Origin of the sequence: Acidovorax sp., from assembly GCF_046339755.1 — a bacterium.
Taxonomy (GTDB): Bacteria; Pseudomonadota; Gammaproteobacteria; order Burkholderiales; family Burkholderiaceae_C; genus Acidovorax.
This window is the reverse complement of the sequence record NZ_JBKDTZ010000391.1, coordinates 1-4,102: the sequence shown is the minus strand read 5'-3', so window position 1 is coordinate 4,102 and position 4,102 is coordinate 1. Positions and strand designations below refer to the sequence as shown.

Here is a 4,102-nt window from a genome sequence, read left to right as displayed (position 1 = left end):
CAGCGGCGGCTGCCCCAGCATGGCCCACAGGGCCCGCGGGTCACGCAGTTGCAGCGCCTGCAGATAGACACCCAGCGTGGCTTCGTCGGCCCCATGCCCGTCGGGTTCGGCCTGCCGCAGCCGCAGCAGCGCCCGGCGCAGTTGCTGGCGGCTGCCGGCCTCGGTCCTGCCGCCGGCCCGGGCCAGCTCGGCATGGCTGGCCTCGAACACCTCGTACAGCAGCACGGCGGCGCCATCGGCCGGCGCCAGCCGGGCTGCCAGCATGCGCAGCGCGCGCGTGGACTGCTGGGCCAGCGCGGCGTCGGACTCGGCCGAGGGGGCCACCGCCAGCGCGGGGCTCCCCGCCTCGTTCAGCTGGGCCACCCACTGCTCCATCCACTGGCGCCGCCGCAACCGGTCGATGGCCTGGTTGCGCACCACGGTGTGCAGCCAGGCCTGGGCAGCATTCAGCCCATCGGTGCCGGTGCCCGACTCCAGCACGCGCACATAGGCGTCCTGCACGGCGTCCTCGGCCTCGGTCGGGCCCAGCAGGCGCGCGGCGGCGCGCACCAGGCTGCGGCGTGCCGCGTGGTCGGTCAGGGGCAGGGGGTGGCGCTCATCGTGCATCCCGGCCATCTTGCCATGGCAGCACACATTCTGCTGGGGCCCTGTCACCCGACCCGGACCACGGCAGTTCGCCCCCTCGGCATTGAGGGAGCCTCTCCCTGCACGCCACAAACGACGCCGCCGGACTCCCGGATCAGGCGAGTGCCCCGCCGTCTGCAGTCAGCGTCGCACCCGTGACCATGCTGGCAGCGGCGCTGGCGAGGAACACGACCGCGTTGGCGATCTCCCGGGGTTGGGCAAAACGCCCCAGCGAGGTCATGCTGCGCTGGAAATCGCCGGCCGGGCCGTCCGCAGGATTGGCGTCCGTATCGGTGGAGCCCGGATTGACGAGATTCACCGTGATGCCCTTGGGCCCCAGCTCACGCGAGAGCCCGCGCGTGAAGGACACCAGCGCCGACTTCGTCATCGCATAGGCGGTGACGCCCGGGAAGGGCACACGCTCGGCCAGGCCCGAGCCGATGGAGATGATGCGCCCGCCTTCGGAAAGGTGCGGAATCACGGCTTTGGCGAACAGCACAGGGGCGCGCACATTGGTGTCCATCAAGGTCTGGTATGCCTTCAGGTCCAGGTCCGCGATCAGGCCGCTGTGCGCAATCGCGGCGCTGTTGACGAGGATGTCCAGGCCGCCCAGCGCCGCCACCGCCTCATCCACCGCGCGAGCAATGGCCTCAGGGTTCGCACTGTCGGCCTGGATGGCCCGCGCACGGCGCCCGGTGCCTTCGATGGACTTTGCCACCGCCAGCGCCTTGTCGGGCGAACTGCGGTAGGTGAAGGCCACGTCGGCGCCGTTTTCTGCCAGGGCGGTCGCAATCGCCGCGCCAATGCCACGGGATCCACCAGTGACCAAGGCACGCTTTCCAGTCAAATCAATCACATTCATCCTTTGGGTGTAGGTGCGCCATAGACGCAAAAAAATGAATGTACGGTGGGCCGCAAACCTTGGCACTGTCTGTTCGTGCGGCGGGAGGACTGAACTTGCTGCTGATTCACCATGATGGCGCGGCAGCACCGGCCGCCCTCGCGGGGTCACGCAGTCACGCGCCGCGGTCTTTGCGCCAGGCGGCCGGCGTTGCGCCCGTCTGCTTGCGGAAAATCCGGCCAAAATGCACAGCGTCCGCGAACCCCGTGGCCTCGGCAATGCGCTCCAAGGGATGGTTCGTGCCCAACAACAGGGCCTTGGCACGTTCAATCCGCGCCTGGAGTTGCCACTGGTAGGGCGCAAGGCCCGTTGAGCCCTTGAATGCCCGGCTGTAGTGGTGCGGCGACAGCCCGGCCAGCGATGACAGGGTGGCCAGGTCCACGCGCTGCGGCAGGTTCGCATCCAGGTAGCCTATCGCCTGGCGCAACTGGGTGGGCGACAACCTGGACGCGCCTTTGGCCGGCGCCTTCTTGGCCTGACCGAAGAATCGTGCAGCGACGGCCGTGACCAATGCATCCCCATACAACTGAGAGGAAGGATCGGGGTCCACCACGGCGCCGGCGATCAGGTGCAGCAGGCTGGACATCGGCTCATCCGAGAAGCGCAGGCGGGGAACCGATGCGGCAGCGAGGTCCTGAACCTGGCAATGCTCACCGAGCCGCTTCGCATCAAAGCACAGGCGGATGTCGCGCGCATACCGGATGTCCTCGCTGAAGCCCCAGATACCCATCCCCGCAGGAACATGGTTCAGCTGCCGCGGCCTGTAATCGACTGCACACCTGGCGCCCTGCTTCAACCGGGGTTCGGAGCGGTAGGCACCGACCTCGTCCAGGATCATTCCGATCCGGGACTCCTCCCGGTGCGGCACTTCGTACATCACCCGGCCCGAGCAGGTGAACTCCGCCAGGACCACGTTCACACAGCCCCAGGTGCGCGTGGCACTGTGGACACTGATGAGGTTTTCGGGGAGTTCGGGAGAGTGGTGCATGGCGGCCCGCCTTCGAAATTATCCCATCCGGCATGGTATTTGGCCCTGCGGCGGGACCAAAGACCCTGCTCTGCGGGCCTGCTGCCGGCAAGCGCTTTAGGGCTTGTCAACACTAATTTCGGGGTCGCGAAGGCCCTAGCCAGGCGCAGCGTCTGCCGCGTTGACCCCGCAGGCGTGAGGGCAGGCACAGGGCAAGGCAGCCCCGGACAATCCGGTTCATACTACGCCCTGCAACTTCACGAAAGCTCCAATGTCCTTTGATATCCGCAGTGCCTCGCCCAGCGAAAAGCGGGGCAACGCCATGGCCGCGGCCTTGGCCAAGGAACAACTGGAGTACGCCCTCCAGATCGTGCGCGAGGTGCTCCCCGGCCAGCCGGCCGACCCGGCGCTGATCGGCGCGGTGGTCCAGGCCATCGCCTCCAACTACGCCGCCACGCCACAACCCAACCGCTGAAAGGTGGGGGGCCCGCCGCCTCCCCGCCAGGGCCCGCTGCCTATCGCCGTGGATGCGCGCGCGGTGCGGCTGCGCCGCCGGCGCGCGTCTCCAGGTGTCTGAAGATGACGCGTCGCCCCTCTCGGTGTAAGCCATTTCGCATGAAAGTACCGTTCCAGGGGCATTTGCTCCCCAGGGCTCGGCGGTTGCCATGCTGCAGGCCCCCTGTCACGAAACCCGGGCCCCGTTCGTCAAGGCAGTTCATCCCATCTGGGGCCTGTTGACACTAATTTCGGGGTCGCGAAATTAGTGTCAACAGGCCCTGACTTAAGGACTGTTTTCCCATGTACTACGCCGCAGACGACACCCCTCCCCCACCACCCTCCAGCGCCACCGAGCCGCGCACCTCCTACCTGGAGGAAAAGGCCTTCAAGGCGCGCACGCTGCTGATCTTCGGCACCGTGACCGACGTGACAGCCGCCGATGTGACGCGCCGCCTGATCGCACTGGACGCCGAAGGCCCCGAGCCCATCGACATCATCGTCAGCTCGCCCGGCGGCCACCTCGAATCGGGCGACGCCATCCACGACGTGGTGCGCTTCATCGCCGCACCGGTGAACATGATCGGTACCGGTTGGGTCGGCAGCGCCGCTACCCACCTGTACCTGGCGGCCCCGCGCGAGCGGCGCTTTTGCCTGCCCAACACGCGCTTTCTGATCCACCAGCCCAGCGGCGGCGCGGGCGGGCCGGCCAGCGACATCGCCATCCAGGCCGAGGAGATCGTCAAGGCGCGCCAGCGCATTGCCCGCACCATCGCGCGCGAGACCGGCAAGCCGCTCGAAGTGGTGCTGGCCGACATCGAACGCGACCGCTGGCTGTCGGCCCAGGAGGCGGTGGACTACGGGCTGGTGTCGCGGGTCATCGAGCGCAAGACCGAGTTGCCGGGTCGCTGAGGCCCGGGCCGGCACCGCGGCAGGTACCATGCGTGGTTTGCCGCAAACGACGAGCCCGCACCGATGAGCATTGCCCCCGACATCCTCAACCCCCGCATGGGCGGGTACCAGGGCGTGTCATCACCCATTTCGCCCCCGCGAAAGCCTGCAGCGCGGTGCAGTGCAAGGCGCCCTGAGTGCCGCGTAGCACGGCTACGCAAGCG

General features: G+C 68.0%; 5 protein-coding genes. 2 read left to right on the top strand and 3 right to left on the bottom strand.

The features are described 5' to 3' along the window. The 3 genes from ACK59X_RS33460 to ACK59X_RS33450 all read right to left on the bottom strand — a co-directional run. The coding region (locus ACK59X_RS33460; RefSeq protein ID WP_409963624.1) for an RNA polymerase sigma factor at window positions 1–606 on the bottom strand (606 nt) is incomplete at its 3' end. Between the two features lie 133 nt (window positions 607–739). Further along, the gene (locus tag ACK59X_RS33455) at window positions 740–1,486 is read right to left on the bottom strand and encodes an SDR family NAD(P)-dependent oxidoreductase (RefSeq protein WP_409963623.1); all 747 of its coding nucleotides are present in this window, start codon (window positions 1,484–1,486) and stop codon (window positions 740–742) included. 154 nt (window positions 1,487–1,640) lie between these two features. Beyond that, window positions 1,641–2,513: a helix-turn-helix domain-containing protein gene (locus ACK59X_RS33450; RefSeq protein ID WP_409963621.1), complete on the bottom strand. Its 873-nt coding sequence runs from the start codon at window positions 2,511–2,513 to the stop codon at window positions 1,641–1,643. 250 nt (window positions 2,514–2,763) lie between these two features. Between ACK59X_RS33450 and ACK59X_RS33445 the strand changes: the two genes are divergently transcribed. Together ACK59X_RS33445 and ACK59X_RS33440 are read left to right on the top strand one after the other, a co-directional pair. After that, complete coding sequence (locus tag ACK59X_RS33445) at window positions 2,764–2,967, top strand: hypothetical protein (RefSeq protein ID WP_409963619.1); 204 nt, start codon at window positions 2,764–2,766, stop codon at window positions 2,965–2,967. A gap of 323 nt (window positions 2,968–3,290) precedes the next feature. Next, window positions 3,291–3,899, top strand: a complete 609-nt coding sequence (locus ACK59X_RS33440; RefSeq protein WP_409963617.1) for an ATP-dependent Clp protease proteolytic subunit — start codon at window positions 3,291–3,293, stop codon at window positions 3,897–3,899. Window positions 3,900–4,102 lie beyond the last annotated feature (203 nt).

Coding starts and splice junctions, on each gene's coding strand:
- ACK59X_RS33455 (WP_409963623.1), bottom strand. CDS start 1,486: ATGAATGTGATTGATTTGACTGGAAAGCGTGCCTTGGTCACTGGTGGA.
- ACK59X_RS33445 (WP_409963619.1), top strand. CDS start 2,764: ATGTCCTTTGATATCCGCAGTGCCTCGCCCAGCGAAAAGCGGGGCAAC.
- ACK59X_RS33450 (WP_409963621.1), bottom strand. CDS start 2,513: ATGCACCACTCTCCCGAACTCCCCGAAAACCTCATCAGTGTCCACAGT.
- ACK59X_RS33440 (WP_409963617.1), top strand. CDS start 3,291: ATGTACTACGCCGCAGACGACACCCCTCCCCCACCACCCTCCAGCGCC.